This window comes from Cupriavidus sp. SW-Y-13, from assembly GCF_009793345.1.
Classification (GTDB): Bacteria; Pseudomonadota; Gammaproteobacteria; order Burkholderiales; family Burkholderiaceae; genus Cupriavidus.
On sequence record NZ_WHLX01000001.1, the window covers coordinates 270,500 to 286,383 of the forward strand.

11 protein-coding genes are annotated in these 15,884 nt (G+C 63.7%); 8 read left to right on the forward strand and 3 right to left on the reverse strand.

What is annotated here, in order from left to right:
* Window positions 1–14 precede the first annotated feature (14 nt).
* Complete coding sequence (locus tag GA566_RS01260; protein WP_160471278.1) at window positions 15–1,463, reverse strand: PLP-dependent aminotransferase family protein; 1,449 nt, start codon at window positions 1,461–1,463, stop codon at window positions 15–17.
* Between the two features lie 298 nt (window positions 1,464–1,761).
* On the opposite strand from GA566_RS01260, the gene GA566_RS01265 reads away from it, so the two are divergent.
* The 3 genes from GA566_RS01265 to GA566_RS01275 all read left to right on the forward strand — a co-directional run bounded on the left by GA566_RS01265 (window position 1,762) and on the right by GA566_RS01275 (window position 5,790).
* Complete coding sequence (locus tag GA566_RS01265) at window positions 1,762–3,093, forward strand: aspartate aminotransferase family protein (RefSeq protein WP_160471280.1); 1,332 nt, start codon at window positions 1,762–1,764, stop codon at window positions 3,091–3,093.
* A gap of 54 nt (window positions 3,094–3,147) precedes the next feature.
* Window positions 3,148–4,641, forward strand: a complete 1,494-nt coding sequence (locus GA566_RS01270; RefSeq protein WP_370459297.1) for a CoA-acylating methylmalonate-semialdehyde dehydrogenase — start codon at window positions 3,148–3,150, stop codon at window positions 4,639–4,641.
* 282 nt (window positions 4,642–4,923) lie between these two features.
* Window positions 4,924–5,790 (forward strand): hypothetical protein, encoded by an 867-nt coding sequence (locus GA566_RS01275; RefSeq protein WP_160471282.1) that lies wholly within the window; start codon window positions 4,924–4,926, stop codon window positions 5,788–5,790.
* Window positions 5,791–5,831: 41 nt separating this feature from the next.
* Here GA566_RS01275 and GA566_RS01280 read toward each other — a convergent pair whose 3' ends face one another.
* Window positions 5,832–7,232 (reverse strand): PLP-dependent aminotransferase family protein, encoded by a 1,401-nt coding sequence (locus GA566_RS01280; RefSeq protein WP_160471284.1) that lies wholly within the window; start codon window positions 7,230–7,232, stop codon window positions 5,832–5,834.
* Between the two features lie 184 nt (window positions 7,233–7,416).
* Here GA566_RS01280 and GA566_RS01285 point away from each other — a divergent pair, with 184 nt between their 5' ends.
* The 4 genes from GA566_RS01285 to GA566_RS01300 all read left to right on the forward strand — a co-directional run bounded on the left by GA566_RS01285 (window position 7,417) and on the right by GA566_RS01300 (window position 12,826).
* On the forward strand, window positions 7,417–7,755 hold the full coding sequence (locus GA566_RS01285) for a DUF2917 domain-containing protein (RefSeq protein ID WP_137926966.1): 339 nt from the start codon (window positions 7,417–7,419) through the stop codon (window positions 7,753–7,755).
* A gap of 339 nt (window positions 7,756–8,094) precedes the next feature.
* Complete coding sequence (gene icmF / locus GA566_RS01290) at window positions 8,095–11,382, forward strand: fused isobutyryl-CoA mutase/GTPase IcmF (RefSeq protein WP_160471286.1); 3,288 nt, start codon at window positions 8,095–8,097, stop codon at window positions 11,380–11,382.
* A 100-nt stretch (window positions 11,383–11,482) separates the two neighbouring features.
* Window positions 11,483–11,920, forward strand: coding sequence for an HIT family protein (locus GA566_RS01295; RefSeq protein WP_160471288.1), 438 nt, complete (start codon window positions 11,483–11,485; stop codon window positions 11,918–11,920).
* A 51-nt stretch (window positions 11,921–11,971) separates the two neighbouring features.
* A complete protein-coding gene (locus GA566_RS01300) occupies window positions 11,972–12,826 on the forward strand; it encodes a 3-hydroxybutyryl-CoA dehydrogenase (RefSeq protein WP_137926963.1) in 855 nt (284 codons plus the stop codon).
* Window positions 12,827–12,997: 171 nt separating this feature from the next.
* On the opposite strand, the gene GA566_RS01305 is transcribed toward GA566_RS01300, so the two are convergent.
* The gene (locus GA566_RS01305) at window positions 12,998–13,678 is read right to left on the reverse strand and encodes a Crp/Fnr family transcriptional regulator (protein WP_137926962.1); all 681 of its coding nucleotides are present in this window, start codon (window positions 13,676–13,678) and stop codon (window positions 12,998–13,000) included.
* A 239-nt stretch (window positions 13,679–13,917) separates the two neighbouring features.
* On the opposite strand from GA566_RS01305, the gene GA566_RS01310 reads away from it, so the two are divergent.
* Window positions 13,918–15,882, forward strand: coding sequence for a long-chain fatty acid--CoA ligase (locus tag GA566_RS01310; RefSeq protein WP_137926961.1), 1,965 nt, complete (start codon window positions 13,918–13,920; stop codon window positions 15,880–15,882).
* Window positions 15,883–15,884: the final 2 nt, after the last annotated feature.

A 15,884-nucleotide genomic window follows, 5' to 3' on the forward strand; every position in this document is an offset into this window, starting at 1 on the left:
AGGACTGCCAGCCGTCAGGCGGCGCGGACCATCGCGGTCCCGCCGCTGCGGACGGCATCGAAGAACGCCCACAACTCGGGGGCGTCGCTGGTGGCCACGTTGAACCGGATCCACGGCGAGTCTGCTTCCGCGGGATCGAAATACGCGCCCGGCGCCAGCCAGATACCGTGCTCCAGCGCCAGCGTGGCCAGGTGATTGCCGCTCACGGCGACGCCATCGTGCCCCGGCGCCAGTCGCGCCCATGTGAACATGCCGCCTTCGGGCCGCAGCATGATTTCCAGCCCATGCGCTTCCATTTTTTCCGACACGTGATCCTGTTGCGCGCGTAACCGTTCGGCCAGCGCCGCCACATGCCGCCCATAGTGGCCACTCGTCAGTACCGAATACACAAGCCGCTCGGTCACCTCCGACGAGGTCAGGCCCACCGCCATCTTGGTGCGCGCGAATGCCTTGGCAAGGTCAGGGCTGGCCGCCAGATAGCCCACGCGCAGCGACGGCGCGATCGTCTTCGAAAATCCGTTCACGTAGACCACTTGCGACAAGCCATCCATGGCCGCCAGCATCGGTGAGCCGGCGGGGGCGAGTTCGCGATAGATATCGTCTTCGACCACAAGCAGGCGATGCTGCTCGGCCAGTTGCAGCACGCGGAACGCGTTCATGCTGGTCAGGCTGGCGCCGGTGGGATTCTGCAGCACCGTGTTGACGAACAGCGCGCGCGGGCTGTGCTGGCGGATGGCGTCTTCGAGCGCGTCGGTGTCGAGTCCCGCCGCGGTGCGCGGCACGCCAATGGCACGCAATCCGGCCAGCCGCAGGATCTGCAGCAGGTTGCAGTAGCAAGGGGCTTCCACGAGCACGGTATCGCCCGGTCGCAACAATGTGCGGACCACGAGGTCCAGTGCCTGCGTGGCGCCCTGCGTCAGCACCACCTGCTGCGACTGCACGGGCATGCCGTACTGGCTCAGATGCGTGGCGATGTGCTCGCGCAACGCGCCGAATCCGTAGGGGTGGCCATAGCCGGACACCTGCGCGGCCGGCACGCGCGATGCACTGCGCATGGCCTGGTGCAAGCCTTCCTCGTTGAGCCAGTCACCCGGCAGCCAGCCCGCGCCCGCCTTGATCGGCACGGAGTGATCGGCGAATACATCGGAGAGCAGCCACGCTGCGTTAAGTCCGGGCACCTCCCAGTGCGGCGCGCGTGCATGACCCGAAGGCGTGTAGCGATGGGCCACCGTGTAGCCCGAGCCGGGGCGCGCCGCCAGATAGCCCAATGCCGTCAGCCGGCCATAGGCTTCGGCCACCGTGAAGGTGCTGACGTTGTGCTGCTGCGCCAGACGCCGCACCGAAGGCAGCGCAGTGCCAGCACGCAGCGCGCGCTGATCGACCATGGCGGCGATGGCTGCCACGATCTGCTCGGTCAGGGTTTCACCGCCACGGCGGCTGCGGACAAGATTCAGGTTGAGCATGCGGCGCTCGGGAAAATCGAAACCTGTACAGTGTAATGGCTTGTGGCAGGCCGGGTGGCGATGGGGGAAATTTGACGCGCCGCAGCGTGAATCGGCTGTTTCATCGATGTAACAGCGGGTGTCGTGCAACTGCGGAGCCGGATTCGCCATGCGTTGCATCTGTACGGTCTGGGCATCTTGACCTGTACGGTCAGGCGGAGCCGTGGAGACCGTATATTCTTGAGTTCGGACCCCGCCGGTAGAGTTGCCCAATCCGTGGCATGCCGCCACGCCCCGCGCATTGCGAACAGGAGAAAGTATGGACGCCGCCAAGACCGTGATTCCCGATCTCGAAGCCTTGTGGATGCCCTTTACGGCCAATCGCCAGTACAAGAGCGCGCCGCGCCTGCTGGCGTCGGCCAACGGCATGTACTACACGACGCACGATGGCCGCGAGATCCTCGATGGCTGCGCCGGTCTGTGGTGCGTGGCGGCTGGCCACGCGCGCAAGGAGATCGTGGAAGCCATCGCGCAGCAGGCGGCCACGCTGGACTACGCGCCGCCGTTCCAGATGGGGCATCCGCTTGAATTCGAAGCAGCGACCAAGGTGGCGGCGCTGATGCCGAAGGGGCTGGATCGCATCTTCTTCACGAACTCGGGTTCGGAATCGGTCGATACGGCGCTGAAGATCGCGCTGGCCTATCACCGCGCTCGCGGCGAAGGCACGCGCACGCGCATCATCGGTCGCGAGCGCGGCTATCACGGCGTGGGCTTTGGCGGCCTGGGCGTGGGCGGCATCGGCCCGAACCGCAAGATGTGGTCGGCCAACGTGATGCCCGGCACCGATCACCTGCCGGCCACGCTGAACATCGCCGAGGCGGCGTTCTCGAAGGGCCAGCCGCAATGGGGCGCGCATCTCGCCGATGAACTGGAGCGTCTGGTGGCGCTGCACGATGCATCGAACATTGCCGCCGTGATCGTCGAACCGATGGCAGGTTCCGCTGGCGTGCTGATCCCGCCCGTGGGCTATCTGGAAAAGCTGCGCGAGATCACGAGCAAGCACGGCATCCTGCTGATCTTCGACGAGGTCATCACGGCATTCGGCCGTCTTGGCGCGGCCACCGCTGCCGAGCGCCTGAAGGTCACGCCGGACCTGATCACGATGGCCAAGGCCATCAACAATGCCGCCGTGCCGATGGGTGCCGTGGCCGTGCGCCGCGAGGTGCACGACGCCGTGGTCAATGCCGCGCCGCAGGGTGGCATCGAACTGCCGCACGGCTACACGTACTCGGGCCATCCGCTGGCCATGGCCGCGTGTATCGCCACGCTCGACCTCTACAAGCGCGACAAGCTGTTCGAACGCGCTGCGGAGATGGCACCGAAGTTCGAGGCTGCCGTGCATGGCCTGCGCGATGCGCCGCACGTGAAGGACATTCGCAACCTCGGCATGGTGGCGGGCGTGGAACTGGAATCGCGTCCCGGCGCACCGGGTGCGCGCGCCTACGAGGCGTTCCTGAAGTGCTTCGAACTGGGCGTGCTGGTACGCTACACCGGCGACATCCTGGCGTTCTCGCCGCCGCTGATCATTTCCGAGTCCGAGATCGACAAGTTGTTCGACACCGTGAAGCAGGCGCTGCAGAGCATCCAGTAAGACCCCGAGACACCGAAGAGGAAGACCGCAGTGAACATCGCAGAAAACCGGCAGATCGCCGAGATCCACCACTACATCGGCGGCACCGTGCAGCGCGCCGCCACCGATCGCTTTGCCGATGTGTTCAACCCGGCCACCGGCGACGTGGCCGCGCGTGTTGCCATGGGCACCGCCGATGACGTGGCAGCCGCCGTCGCAGCCGCCAAGGCCGCGTGGCCTGCCTGGGCAGAAATGCCGCCGCTGCGCCGCGCGCGCATCCTCTTCAAGTTCAAGGAACTGCTGGACCGCCATCACGACGATCTGGCCGCGCTGATCACGCGCGAGCACGGCAAGGTGTTCTCGGATGCCAAGGGCGAAGTCACGCGCGGCATCGAAGTGGTGGAGTTTGCCTGCGGCATTCCCAACCTGCTCAAGACCGACTTCACCGACAACATTGGCGGTGGCATCGACAACTGGAATCTGCGCCAGCCGCTGGGCGTGGTGGCCGGCATCACGCCGTTCAACTTCCCGGTGATGGTGCCGATGTGGATGTTCCCGGTGGCGCTGGCCTGCGGCAACACGTTCGTGCTGAAGCCGTCTGAGCGTGACCCGTCGCCAAGCCTGCTGATCGCCGATCTTCTCAAGCAGGCAGGTCTGCCTGATGGCGTGTTCAACGTCGTGCAGGGCGACAAGACCGCTGTCGATGCGCTGCTAGCGCATCCCGATGTGCAGGCGCTGTCGTTCGTCGGCTCCACGCCGATCGCCGAGTACATCTACACGGAAGGCACAAAGCACGGCAAGCGCGTGCAGGCACTGGGCGGTGCGAAGAACCACCTCGTGGTCATGCCGGATGCGGATCTCGATCAGGCGGTGGATGCACTGATCGGTGCTGCGTACGGCTCCGCAGGTGAGCGCTGCATGGCGATCTCGGTGGCCGTGGCGGTTGGCGATGTGGCCGACAAGCTCGTGCCGCGACTGGCCGAGCGCGCTGCCGCGCTGAAGATCCGCAACGGCATGGAAGACGATGCCGAGATGGGCCCGCTGGTGACGGCCGCGCACAAGGCCAAGGTCGAGGGCTACATCGCCCGCGGCGTGGCCGAGGGCGCCAAGCTGGTGACCGATGGTCGCGGCCACAAGGTGGACGGCCACGACAACGGCTTCTTTGTCGGCGGCACGCTGTTCGACAACGTGAAGCCGGACATGACGATCTACAAGGAAGAGATCTTCGGTCCGGTGCTGTCGGTAGTGCGCGTGCATGACTTTGCCGAAGCCGTATCGCTGATCAACGCGCACGAGTTCGGCAACGGCGTGTCTTGCTACACCAGCGACGGCGGCATCGCCCGCGCCTTCGCGCGCCAGATCCAGGTCGGCATGGTCGGCATCAACGTACCGATTCCGGTGCCGATGGCGTGGCACTCGTTCGGCGGCTGGAAGCGCTCGCTGTTCGGCGATCACCACGCGTACGGCGAAGAAGGCGTGCGCTTCTACACACGCTACAAGAGCGTGATGCAACGCTGGCCGGACAGCATCGCGAAGGGTGCGGAATTTACGATGCCGGTGGCGAAGTAATCTTTCCCTCTCTCGCTGAAAAGGCGCTCCTTGATGGAGCGCTTTTTTTGTTGCCGTCGTTTCCAATTACCTCAGATTGCAATCCCCGGCGTTGCGTTTGACGCGCCTCAAGCTCCTGCGGTTGCTCCATCGCTACGCTTGCGCGGCCCGTCCATGGCGATCACTGATCGACCCTGGCGGCAAGGGGAATCCTTTCCCATCGTACGGCGCCGGATCTGCCGTAACTCCCCCGGCCACGATGTTCCGCGCCCTGCGTGCGAGGGAAATTATTGGGAATGCAACGTGAAGCTTGAAGCAAAGGTAATGCGCCTGGGCGCGGTGGCGCTGTGCGCAATGGCGCTGGTGGCTTGCGGTGGTGGCGACGACGGTCCGGGAACGACGATTACCAGTGGCCCGTCGGGCGGTACATCGAGCGGTACATCGAGCGGTACATCGGGTGGTACATCGGGTGGTGCATCGGGTGGTACGCAGCCAGCGTCGAGCGTGGTGGTGGGCGCGGTGGAAGCATCGTTCGTGGAAGGCAGCGATGCCCGCTTCGCGGCGGTCGGACTCGATACGCGGGTTGGCGCGCTGGGTGGCGCGAAGCAGGCCGCGAATGGCACATTCCCCGCGCTGAGCACGTACAGCACGAGCAGCGGTGGCGTCGGTGGCATTGCGGGCAACGCGTCCTTTGCGATGGGCAACTGGGTTGGCAAGGTCCAGGATAGCGATGGGAACAAGGAAGTCTCGACGCCGAATGGCGTGTCCTACGCCGTGTTCAACCGCCCGGTGCAGGCCAAGGCCGATGGCACGCTGACGTGCACGCCGCACATTACCTCGCCGCGTATTGCAAGGGGCAAGGGCGAGACGATGGCAGGCACGTCGACGATGACCATCGCCGATGGCGTGATTTCCGTGAGCGCCAACCTGGTCCTGACGCAGGTAGACGGCAATGCGACGCCGGTCACGTTCAACCACACATTCACGATGATCGGGGGCACAACTTTCGTGGGCATGATGGCCAGCACGCCCACGAGGCCGATCGAATACACGTTGAGCATCGGCGACGGTGTGGGCGATGGCCATATCGTCGTGATGCCTTGGCGCCTGAACGCGGCTGCTGGTGTGCAGCACGGCATGACGGTCCTGGAGTGCAAGCGTCCGACATAAGGGCACAGTCCCTCCTTCCATGAAGAGGGAGGGACGTCAGGTTACCGGTTGCCCGCTTCGTCGAAGAACGCACGCGAGCGGGCATCGCCGGCATAGGCCGAGTTGATGCGCACCCAGGCCGAAGTCTCGCCACCGGGGCGGAAGAAATGCCCCGGCGCCAGCGAGATGCCATAGCGCTCGGCCATTGTCACGATCTCGCGCGAGTCCTCGATGCCGCGTGGCCGCGACCACAGAAAGTTGCCGCCGGCCGGCTCGCAGAAGACTTCCCAGTTGTACTGGTCGAGAATCTTCACCGCATCGGCCGTCACCTCGCGCGTGCGTACGCGCAACCGTTCCACATATTTGCGATAGGCGCCGCGCTCCAGCATCGTCGCGGTCACGGCCTCCGCGAAGTGCGATCCCGCAACGCTCGTCAGCACCTTCACATCGATCAGGTCCTTGATCAGCGTCTTGTCGGCCACGACATAACCCACGCGCAGCGCGGCAGACACCGTCTTCGAGAATCCGCCGATGTAGATCACGTGTTCGAGCTGGTCGAGCGTGGCCAGGCGATCCGTGAAATTGAGCTGGAAGTCCGAGAAGATATCGTCTTCCACGAATCGGAAGTTGTGCTTGCGCGCGAGTTCGAGCAGACGGAACGCGACGGGCGGCGCGAGTGTGGAGCCCGTGGGATTCTGCAGGATGCTGTTGGTGAAGAACAGCTTGGGCTTGTGCTCGCGCAGCAGGCGCTCGCACGCTTCCGGGTCGGGACCGTTCGGCGTGTGCGGCACACCAACGAGTTGCACGCCATGCATGCGCAGCAGGCCGAACAGGTTGTAGTAACCGGGATCTTCGACGAAGACCGTATCGCCCGGCTTCAGCAGATGGCGCACGATCAGGTCGAGTGCCTGGCTCGCGCCCGAGGTGATCAGCACCTGGGACAGATCGGCCTGCACACCCACCTGACGCACGCGCGTCAGCACATGCTTGCGCAGTTCCGGATGGCCGAGCGGTGTGGCGTAGTGGATCACGCTGTCGATGTCGTGACGCGTGATATGGCGGATGGCCTGCGTCAGTCCTTCCACATCGCGCCATTCCTCGGGCACGAAGCCGCCCGCGAGTTTCAGCGTGCCGCTGGGATGGTGGAACTGGTCGATGATGTGCAGCGACAGATCTTCGGCGAGGCTGGGGTCCGACCAGCCGCGTCCGCTGCGACCGGCCAGCGCGCTCTCGGCCACATAGAAGCCCGACCCCTGGCGCGAATCGACCAGGCCTTGCGAGACCAGACGGTCATAGGCTTCGATCACGGGGAAGCGGCTGATGCCATGTTCGGCGGCGAGTGCGCGGATCGAAGGCAGGCGCGCGCCGGGTGTGGCTTCGCGGGACGATATCCACGACTTCACGCCGAGCACGATCTGCTCGGTGAGCGGCACGCCGGTGGAGGGGTCGAGAATGAGCTTCATAGGAGCGGGGGCGGGGGCACTGGCGAGCAACTGTCAGTAAAAACTACTGAACAGTACTTCGAAAACTGTTCGGAACTGTGCATGGGATTGTAGTGTGCGCCGTGGATAAATACAGCCATGGCGCAGCGCCCCCTCGGCTTTCCATGACAGGCCACGCAGCGCCGGGCACCTTAAGGAGACGCCCATGCGTGAACTCAGGACATTCGAACTCGACGATCCCGGCCAGCCAGTGAGCTGGCGCGCCCGCCACGGCCAAAGCGTGACCGCGCTCGAAGGTCGACTCTGGCTGACCGTGGAAGGTCAACTGGCCGATATCTGGCTGAAGCCGGGCGATACCCGCGCGCTGACCGAAGGTGACCGTGTGTGGCTGTCCGCGGAAACCGATGTCGCGCGATTCCTGCTGACCGAAGTGCCGGCGCCGTGGTCGATGCGCCGCGCCGTGTTCATTGCTCGCCAACTGGCGCGCCGCTGGAACGCGCGCAAGACCGATGCGTTTGGCGATTGCCCGCAAGCCAGCGCCTGAAACGCTTCTACTTCTACCGTTCTCCTGGGATCCGGAGCCGCACGCATCACCTTCGCCGACCTCCCGCGGCGCGGGCGCGGTCTCCGGGCCCTTCTCCTTTCCTCCTCGTTTCTCGTCGGTCTTTCCTGAATCCCGTCGCCGTGCCACGATGATGTGGAAGCGTTTGACGTCATCCGTAGCATCGATCGGTGCTTACCCGCGCCCCTCGACTTACGTTAACGTAAACGTCATATAATCGTCCGGCCCCTGTGAGTGCGGTCGTCAGAACCGCGGACGTGTCGTGCTACGCACACGTCAGCCGCAAGCGGGCAGCCAGCCACATAACGAGCGGTGGAGACAATGACTGATCTTTCCGATGTGAGCAGGACAGCGGCCGCCCATTCCAAGGCGACCGCAGGCAGCGGCCCGGCCAACAAGGTGCGTTTTGTCACCGCCGCGTCGCTGTTCGACGGCCACGATGCGTCGATCAACATCATGCGGCGCATCCTCCAGTCCCATGGCTGCGAGGTGATTCACCTGGGCCACAACCGGTCTGTGCATGAGGTGGTGACCGCAGCGCTGCAGGAAGACGTGCAGGGGATTGCCATCTCCAGCTACCAGGGTGGCCACGTCGAATACTTCAAGTACATGATCGATCTGCTGCGCGAGCACGGCGGCGAGCACATCCAGGTGTTCGGCGGCGGCGGCGGCGTGATCGTGCCCGAAGAAATCCGCGAGTTGCAGGCGTACGGCGTGGCGCGCATCTACAGCCCCGAGGACGGCCAGCGGATGGGCCTGATGGGCATGATTGCCGATATGGTGCAGCGTTGCGATATCGACCTCACGCGTTACGCGCCGTCCACGCTCGATGCCGTGGCCGCAGGTGATCGTCGCGCACTCGCACAACTGATTACCGCGCTGGAGAACGGACAGGCTGCGCCGGCGCTGGTCAGTGCACTGCACGACCGCGCCAAGACCGCCACCACGCCGGTGCTCGGTATCACAGGCACGGGTGGTGCCGGTAAGTCGTCGCTGACCGATGAACTGATTCGCCGCTTCCGGCTCGATCAGCAGGATGCGTTGTCAATTGCGGTGATCTCGATCGATCCGTCGCGCCGCAAGTCGGGCGGCGCGCTGCTCGGCGACCGCATCCGCATGAACGCGATCAATCATCCGCAGATCTTCATGCGCTCGCTGGCCACGCGCGAAGCGGGTTCGGAAATCTCGCAGGCATTGCCCGATGTGATCGCCGCATGCAAGGCCGCATCGTTCGATCTGGTGATCGTGGAAACGTCCGGCATCGGGCAGGGCGATGCCGCCATCGTGCCGCACGTGGACCTGTCGCTGTACGTGATGACGCCCGAGTTTGGCGCGGCGAGCCAGCTGGAGAAGATCGACATGCTCGACTTCGCCGATTTCGTTGCCATCAACAAGTTCGATCGCAAGGGCGCGCAGGATGCGTGGCGCGATGTGGCCAAGCAGGTGCTGCGCAATCGCGAGCAATGGCATAGCAAGGCCGAGGACATGCCGGTCTATGGCACGCAGGCATCGCGCTTCAACGATGATGGCGTGACCATGCTCTATCAGGGACTGGCCGAGTCACTGGGCACGCGCGGTCTTGCATTCAAGGCGGGTATGTTGCCGAAGTTGTCTGGCCGCATTTCCACGGGCCAGAACGTGATCGTGCCGCCCGCGCGTGGCCGCTATCTGGCGGAGCTGGCCGATACCGTGCGTGGCTATCATCGCCGCGTCGTGGAGCAGAGCCGTACGGCGCGCGAACGTCAGCAACTGCGTGCGGCGCACAGCATGCTCAAGGCATCGAACCATGATGCGGATGGCCACGCGCTCGAATCGCTCGCCACCGAGCGCGATGCATCGCTGGGCGCCGTAGAGCGCAAGCTGCTGGCGATGTGGCCGCAGATGCAGGATGCGTACAGCGGCGACGAGTACGTGGTCAAAATCCGCGACAAGGAAATCCGCACGGGTTTGATCACCACGACGCTCTCTGGAACGAAGATCCGCAAGGTGGTGCTGCCGCGCTTCGAGGACGATGGTGAAGTGCTGAAGTGGCTGATGCGCGAGAACGTGCCCGGCAGTTTCCCGTACACCGCTGGCGTGTTCGCATTCAAGCGCGAGGGCGAAGACCCTACGCGCATGTTCGCGGGCGAGGGCGATGCGTTACGCACCAATCGCCGCTTCAAGCTCGTATCGGAAGGCATGGACGCCAAGCGGCTCTCCACCGCATTCGATTCGGTCACGCTCTACGGCGAAGACCCGCACGAGCGCCCGGACATCTACGGCAAGGTCGGTAACTCGGGTGTGTCGATTGCCACGCTCGACGACATGAAGGTGCTCTACGACGGCTTCGACCTGACGAGCCCCAGCACGTCGGTATCGATGACGATCAACGGCCCCGCGCCGACGATCCTCGCGATGTTCATGAACACCGCCATCGATCAGCAGCTCGACAAGTTCCGCGCCGACAACAAGCGCGAGCCCACTGCCGACGAGGAAGCGAAAATTCGCGCGTGGGTGCTGCAAAACGTGCGCGGCACGGTGCAGGCCGACATCCTCAAGGAAGACCAGGGCCAGAACACGTGCATCTTCTCGACTGAGTTTTCGTTGAAGGTGATGGGCGATATCCAGGAGTATTTTGTTCACCATCAGGTGCGCAATTTCTACTCGGTGTCGATCTCGGGATATCACATCGCCGAGGCCGGTGCGAACCCGGTATCGCAACTCGCATTCACGCTGGCGAATGGCTTCACGTATGTGGAGGCCTACCTCGCGCGCGGCATGCATATCGATGACTTCGCGCCGAACCTGTCGTTCTTCTTCTCGAACGGCATGGACCCCGAGTACAGCGTGCTGGGCCGCGTGGCACGCCGCATCTGGGCCGTGACGATGCGCGACAAGTACGGTGCCAACGAGCGTAGCCAGAAGCTCAAGTACCACATCCAGACATCGGGCCGTTCGCTGCACGCGCAGGAGATCGACTTCAACGATATCCGCACCACGCTTCAGGCGCTGATCGCGATCTACGACAACTGCAATTCGCTGCACACGAATGCGTATGACGAGGCCATCACCACGCCAACGGCGGAGTCCGTGCGCCGCGCGCTGGCCATCCAGTTGATCATCAATCGCGAGTGGGGCGTAGCCAAGTGCGAGAACCCGAACCAGGGCAGCTTCCTGATCGAGGAATTGACGGACTTGGTGGAAGAAGCCGTGCTGCAGGAGTTCGAACGTATCGCCGAACGCGGCGGCGTGCTCGGGGCGATGGAGACGGGCTACCAGCGCGGCAAGATCCAGGAGGAATCGCTGTACTACGAGCAACTCAAGCACGACGGTACGCTGCCGATCATCGGCGTGAACACGTTCCGCAATCCGAATGGAGATCCCACGCCGCAGACGCTGGAGCTGGCGCGATCAAGCGATGAAGAGAAACAGAGCCAGTTGACCCGCCTGGCGGAATTCCAGGACGGCCATTCGGCGGATGCATCGGCGATGCTCGACCGTCTGCGCCAGACGGTGATCGACAACGGCAATGTATTCGCCGTGCTGATGGATGCGGTGCGCGTGTGCTCGTTGGGGCAGATCACGCATGCGCTGTTCGAGGTTGGCGGTCAGTATCGACGCAATATGTAGGCTTGCCAGAGCATCGGAAGGCTGTGCAGGTGGTTCACGCGGCGGGGCGCTGGGGATACACTCAGCGTTTCCGCAAGCGTGCATCCATCCGACAATCACCATGCAAGCCGAGTACGACAGCAACAACATCTTTGCCCGCATCCTGCGCGGCGAACTTCCCTGCTTCAAGGTCTACGAGGACGCGGACACCATCGCGTTCATGGACATCATGCCGCAATCCGACGGCCACACGCTGGTGGTGCCCAAGGAGCCGGCGGTGGACATCTTCGGTTTGTCCGAAGCCGGTGCAGCGGCCGCCATCCGCGCCACGCAGGTCGTGGCCCGCGCGGTGCGCGAAACGTTTGCGCCCGATGGCGTGGTGATCAGCCAGTTCAACGGCGCCGCTGCAGGGCAGACCGTGCCGCATGTGCATTTCCACATCGTGCCGCGCTACGCGGACCAGTCGCTGCGCGGTCACGCGCGCGACCAGCAGAAGATGGAAGTGCTCAAGGCGCATGCCGAACGCGTGGCGGCCACGCTGGCGAAGCAGGGCGCCTGAATCGACAACACATCGAATCGATTGATATCTGACAAACAAAGGAAGCGAGACATGGCAATCAGGACAGTGGGTATCGTAGGGGCGGGCACGATGGGCAACGGTATTGCGCAGGCATGCGCGGTGTCCGGCCTCGACGTGGTGATGGTGGATATCAGCGACGCAGCGGTGCAGAAGGGCATCGCGACCGTGGCGGGCAGCCTGGATCGTTTGATCAAGAAGGAAAAGGCCACCGAGGCCGACAAGGCTGCGGCGCTGTCGCGCATCCAGGGCAGCACGGCGTATGAAGATCTGAAGCGCGCCGACATCGTGATCGAGGCCGCTACCGAGAACTACGATCTCAAGGTCAAGATCCTCAAGCAGATCGACAGCATCGTGGGCCCGGACGTGATCATCGCGTCGAACACCTCGTCGATTTCGATCACGAAGCTGGCTGCCGTGACGCAACGCGCCGACCGCTTCATCGGCATGCACTTCTTCAATCCGGTGCCGATGATGGCGCTGGTCGAACTGATCCGCGGCCTGCAAACCAGCGACGCCGCGCACGCCGACGTGGAAGCCTTGTCGAAGCAGCTCGGCAAGTACCCGATCACGGTGAAGAACAGCCCGGGCTTCGTGGTCAACCGCATCCTCTGCCCGATGATCAACGAGGCGTTCTGCGTGCTCGGCGAGGGCCTGGCATCGCCCGAGGAAATCGACGAAGGCATGAAGCTCGGCTGCAACCATCCGATTGGCCCGCTGGCGCTGGCCGACATGATTGGTCTGGATACGATGCTCGCGGTGATGGAGGTGCTGTACACCGAGTTTGCTGATCCGAAGTATCGGCCCGCGATGCTGATGCGCGAGATGGTGGCTGCGGGGTATCTGGGGCGGAAGACGGGACGGGGGGTTTACGTTTATAGCAAGTAAGACCTGACTATCCCACTCGGTTTTCTCCCCTCTCCCGCGAGCGGGAGAGGGGCGGGGGAGAGGGCCAGCAGTTCAAATTGCGACAAGTCGGCAAGCAGAGCCTCTAGCCCTCTCCCCCAACCCCTCTCCCGCAAGGCGGGAGAGGGGAGCTAAACCAGCAGGGGAAAATAATCACTCCCCATACTGCCTTAACCCCTCCAGATCCAGCACCACGATCACCCCGTAGTCCACCCGCACCAGCCCCTGCTGCTCCAGCACCTTCAGTGCCTGATTCGCGCGTTGCCGCGAAATCCCCGCCAGCAGTCCAATCTCTTCCTGCGAAATCTCGATCGTATTGCCCAGGCTCGGATACAGGTGTTCGTTGAACAGCGATGACACCGCGCGTGCCACGCGCGAATCGATATCGAGCAGGCGTTCGTATTCCACGGCCGCGATGAATTGCCCGAGCCGCTCGTTGAACTGCATCAGCAGGAAGCGCGTGAAGGGCAGGCTGGTATCCAGCAACCACTGAAAAGTGTCGCGCGGCACAAAGGCGATGCGTGAGCGGCGCAAGGCCATCACGTCGTATTTGCGGATTTCGGATTTCAGGACGGCGCCTTCCCCAAACCAGCCGCCGGTGGGGACGCCCGTGAAGGTGACCGACTTGCCCGAGGGGGACACCGTGGTGATCTTGACGATGCCTTCGACCACGCCGAGCCAGTGCTCGGCCATTTCACCCTTGTGACAGACGTAGTCGCCTTGTGCGTACTCGCGCACCGTAGTCACGCGTTTGACACGCTCGCGTTGCTCGGGGCTGAGGTCGACCGCCCAGGCGCAGCGGTCGATGAAGTCGTGGCTTGAAGCGGCAGGCATCGGGCTCCCGTAGGGATTAACCCGGAATTGTCGCCGGCGCGACAACCCGGTCAGATGGCATCGGCTATCTTACGATCACACGGAACCGGCCCTGCCACCAGATCCTCACCAAACAAGGGCAAGGCAAGACTGGCGTGACGCGGTGCGGCAACGACGCGAAACGCCCAGTATAGCGACCGGTCAGGCGGCTTGATACCCGGCATGGCACCTACGCCATCCGCAGGGGAGAGGAGACAGCGATGCAGGAATCGTCGGCAACGACCTTCCCGCGATGGCTGCAGGCGCATGCCTCGCAGCGGCCCGACCATCCGGCCCATCGTGAGAAGGATCTCGGCATCTGGCAGACATACAGCTGGTCGCAGGCTGCGCGTGAAGTGCGTGCGCTGGCGTGCGGGCTGGCCGCGCTCGGCTTTCGGCGTGGCATGAACCTGGCCGTGGTGGGTGACAACCGTCCGCGCCTGTATTGGTCGATGACTGCCGCGCAGGCGCTGGGCGGCGTGCCCGTGCCGCTCTACCAGGACGCCATCGCCAACGAGATGGTGTACGTGCTCGAAGACGCGGAGATCGAATTCGCCATCGTCGAAGATCAGGAGCAGGTGGACAAGCTGCTCGAAGTGGAACCGCAACTGGCGCAGCACGGCCGCGCGGTGCGCTACGTGATCTACGAAGATCCGCGCGGGCTGCGCGACTACGATCATCCGTCGCTGCTTTCGTACGAACGCGTGCAGGAGATTGGCCGCGAGTACGATCAGGCGAACCCCGGCTTCTACGATGCAGAGATTGCGCAGGGCGCGCCCGATGACACCGCGATCATCCTCTATACATCAGGCACCACGGGCAAGCCCAAGGGCGTGTGCCACTCGCATGCGGGCCTGATCGGCGCGGCGCGCAACGGCTGCCAGTTCGATGGACTCGGTCCGAATGACGATGTGCTGTCCTATCTGCCGATGGCGTGGGTGGGCGACAACCTGTTCTCGTATGCGCAGGCGATGGTGGCCGGTTTCACGGTCAACTGTCCTGAATCGCGCGAGACCGTGATGACCGATCTGCGCGAGATCGGCCCGACCTATTACTTCGCCCCGCCGCGCATCTATGAAGGGTTGCTCACGCAAGTGATGATCCGCATGGAAGACGCGGGATGGATCAAGCGCCGCCTGTTCGGCTGGGCGATGAACGTGGCGCGTCGCTGCGGCGCGGACATCCTCGACAAACGCCCCGTGCCGATGATGGATCGGTTGCGTTATGCGATGGGCGAAGTGCTTGTCTATGGCCCGCTGCGCAACGTGCTCGGCATGAGCCGCATCCGCGTGGGCTACACGGCAGGCGAGGCGATTGGCCCTGACCTGTTCCGCTTCTATCGCTCCATCGGCATCAACCTGAAGCAGTTCTACGGCCAGACCGAGACCTGCGCGTATGTGTGCTTACAGCCCGATGGCAATGTGAAGTTCGATTCCGTAGGTCCGGCCGCGCCGGGCATGGAGATCCGCATTGCCGATAACGGCGAGGTGCTGGTGCGTGGCGTGGGCCTGCTCAAGTCCTACTACAAGCGCGACGACGCCACGCGCGAGGCCATCAACGACGACGGCTATTTCATGACTGGCGACGCTGGCGTGATCGATGCCGATGGGCACCTGAAAATCATCGATCGCGCCAAGGATGTGGGCAAGCTGGCCGATGGCTCGATGTTCGCGCCCAAGTACATCGAGAACAAGCTCAAGTTCTTTCCGTACATCAAGGAGGCCGTGGCCTTCGGTACGGATCGCGACCGTGTGTGCGCGTTCATCAATATCGATTTCGATGCGGTAGGCAACTGGGCCGAGCGCCGGCACCTGGCCTATGCGGGCTATGTCGATCTGGCTAGTCAGCCCGATGTGATCGCGATGATTGCCGAATGCGTGGAGCAGGTGAATGCCGACCTGGCGAACGATGCGATGCTGGCGGGTTCGCAGGTGGCGCGCTTCCTGATCCTGCACAAGGAACTGGACCCCGATGACGACGAACTGACGCGTACGCGCAAGGTGCGGCGCGGCTTTATCGCGGAGAAATACGGCGTGCTGGTGGATGCGCTGTTCGCCGGACGCGCCGAACAGTTTATCGATACGCGTGTGAAGTTCGAGGATGGCCGCGAGGGCAGTGTGTCGGCCACGCTGAAGCTGATGGATGCCAAGCGTTTCCCGCCAGCCGGCGGCGCGCGCGCGGCGTGATG

Excerpts from the sequence above, each read along its gene's own strand:
- GA566_RS01285 (WP_137926966.1), top strand. The coding sequence starts at position 7,417 with ATGCGTGAACTCAGGACATTCGAACTCGACGATCCCGGCCAGCCAGTG.
- GA566_RS01265 (WP_160471280.1), top strand. The coding sequence starts at position 1,762 with ATGGACGCCGCCAAGACCGTGATTCCCGATCTCGAAGCCTTGTGGATG.
- GA566_RS01305 (WP_137926962.1), bottom strand. The coding sequence starts at position 13,678 with ATGCCTGCCGCTTCAAGCCACGACTTCATCGACCGCTGCGCCTGGGCG.
- GA566_RS01295 (WP_160471288.1), top strand. The coding sequence starts at position 11,483 with ATGCAAGCCGAGTACGACAGCAACAACATCTTTGCCCGCATCCTGCGC.
- GA566_RS01310 (WP_137926961.1), top strand. The coding sequence starts at position 13,918 with ATGCAGGAATCGTCGGCAACGACCTTCCCGCGATGGCTGCAGGCGCAT.
- GA566_RS01260 (WP_160471278.1), bottom strand. The coding sequence starts at position 1,463 with ATGCTCAACCTGAATCTTGTCCGCAGCCGCCGTGGCGGTGAAACCCTG.
- icmF (WP_160471286.1), top strand. The coding sequence starts at position 8,095 with ATGACTGATCTTTCCGATGTGAGCAGGACAGCGGCCGCCCATTCCAAG.
- GA566_RS01300 (WP_137926963.1), top strand. The coding sequence starts at position 11,972 with ATGGCAATCAGGACAGTGGGTATCGTAGGGGCGGGCACGATGGGCAAC.
- GA566_RS01280 (WP_160471284.1), bottom strand. The coding sequence starts at position 7,232 with ATGAAGCTCATTCTCGACCCCTCCACCGGCGTGCCGCTCACCGAGCAG.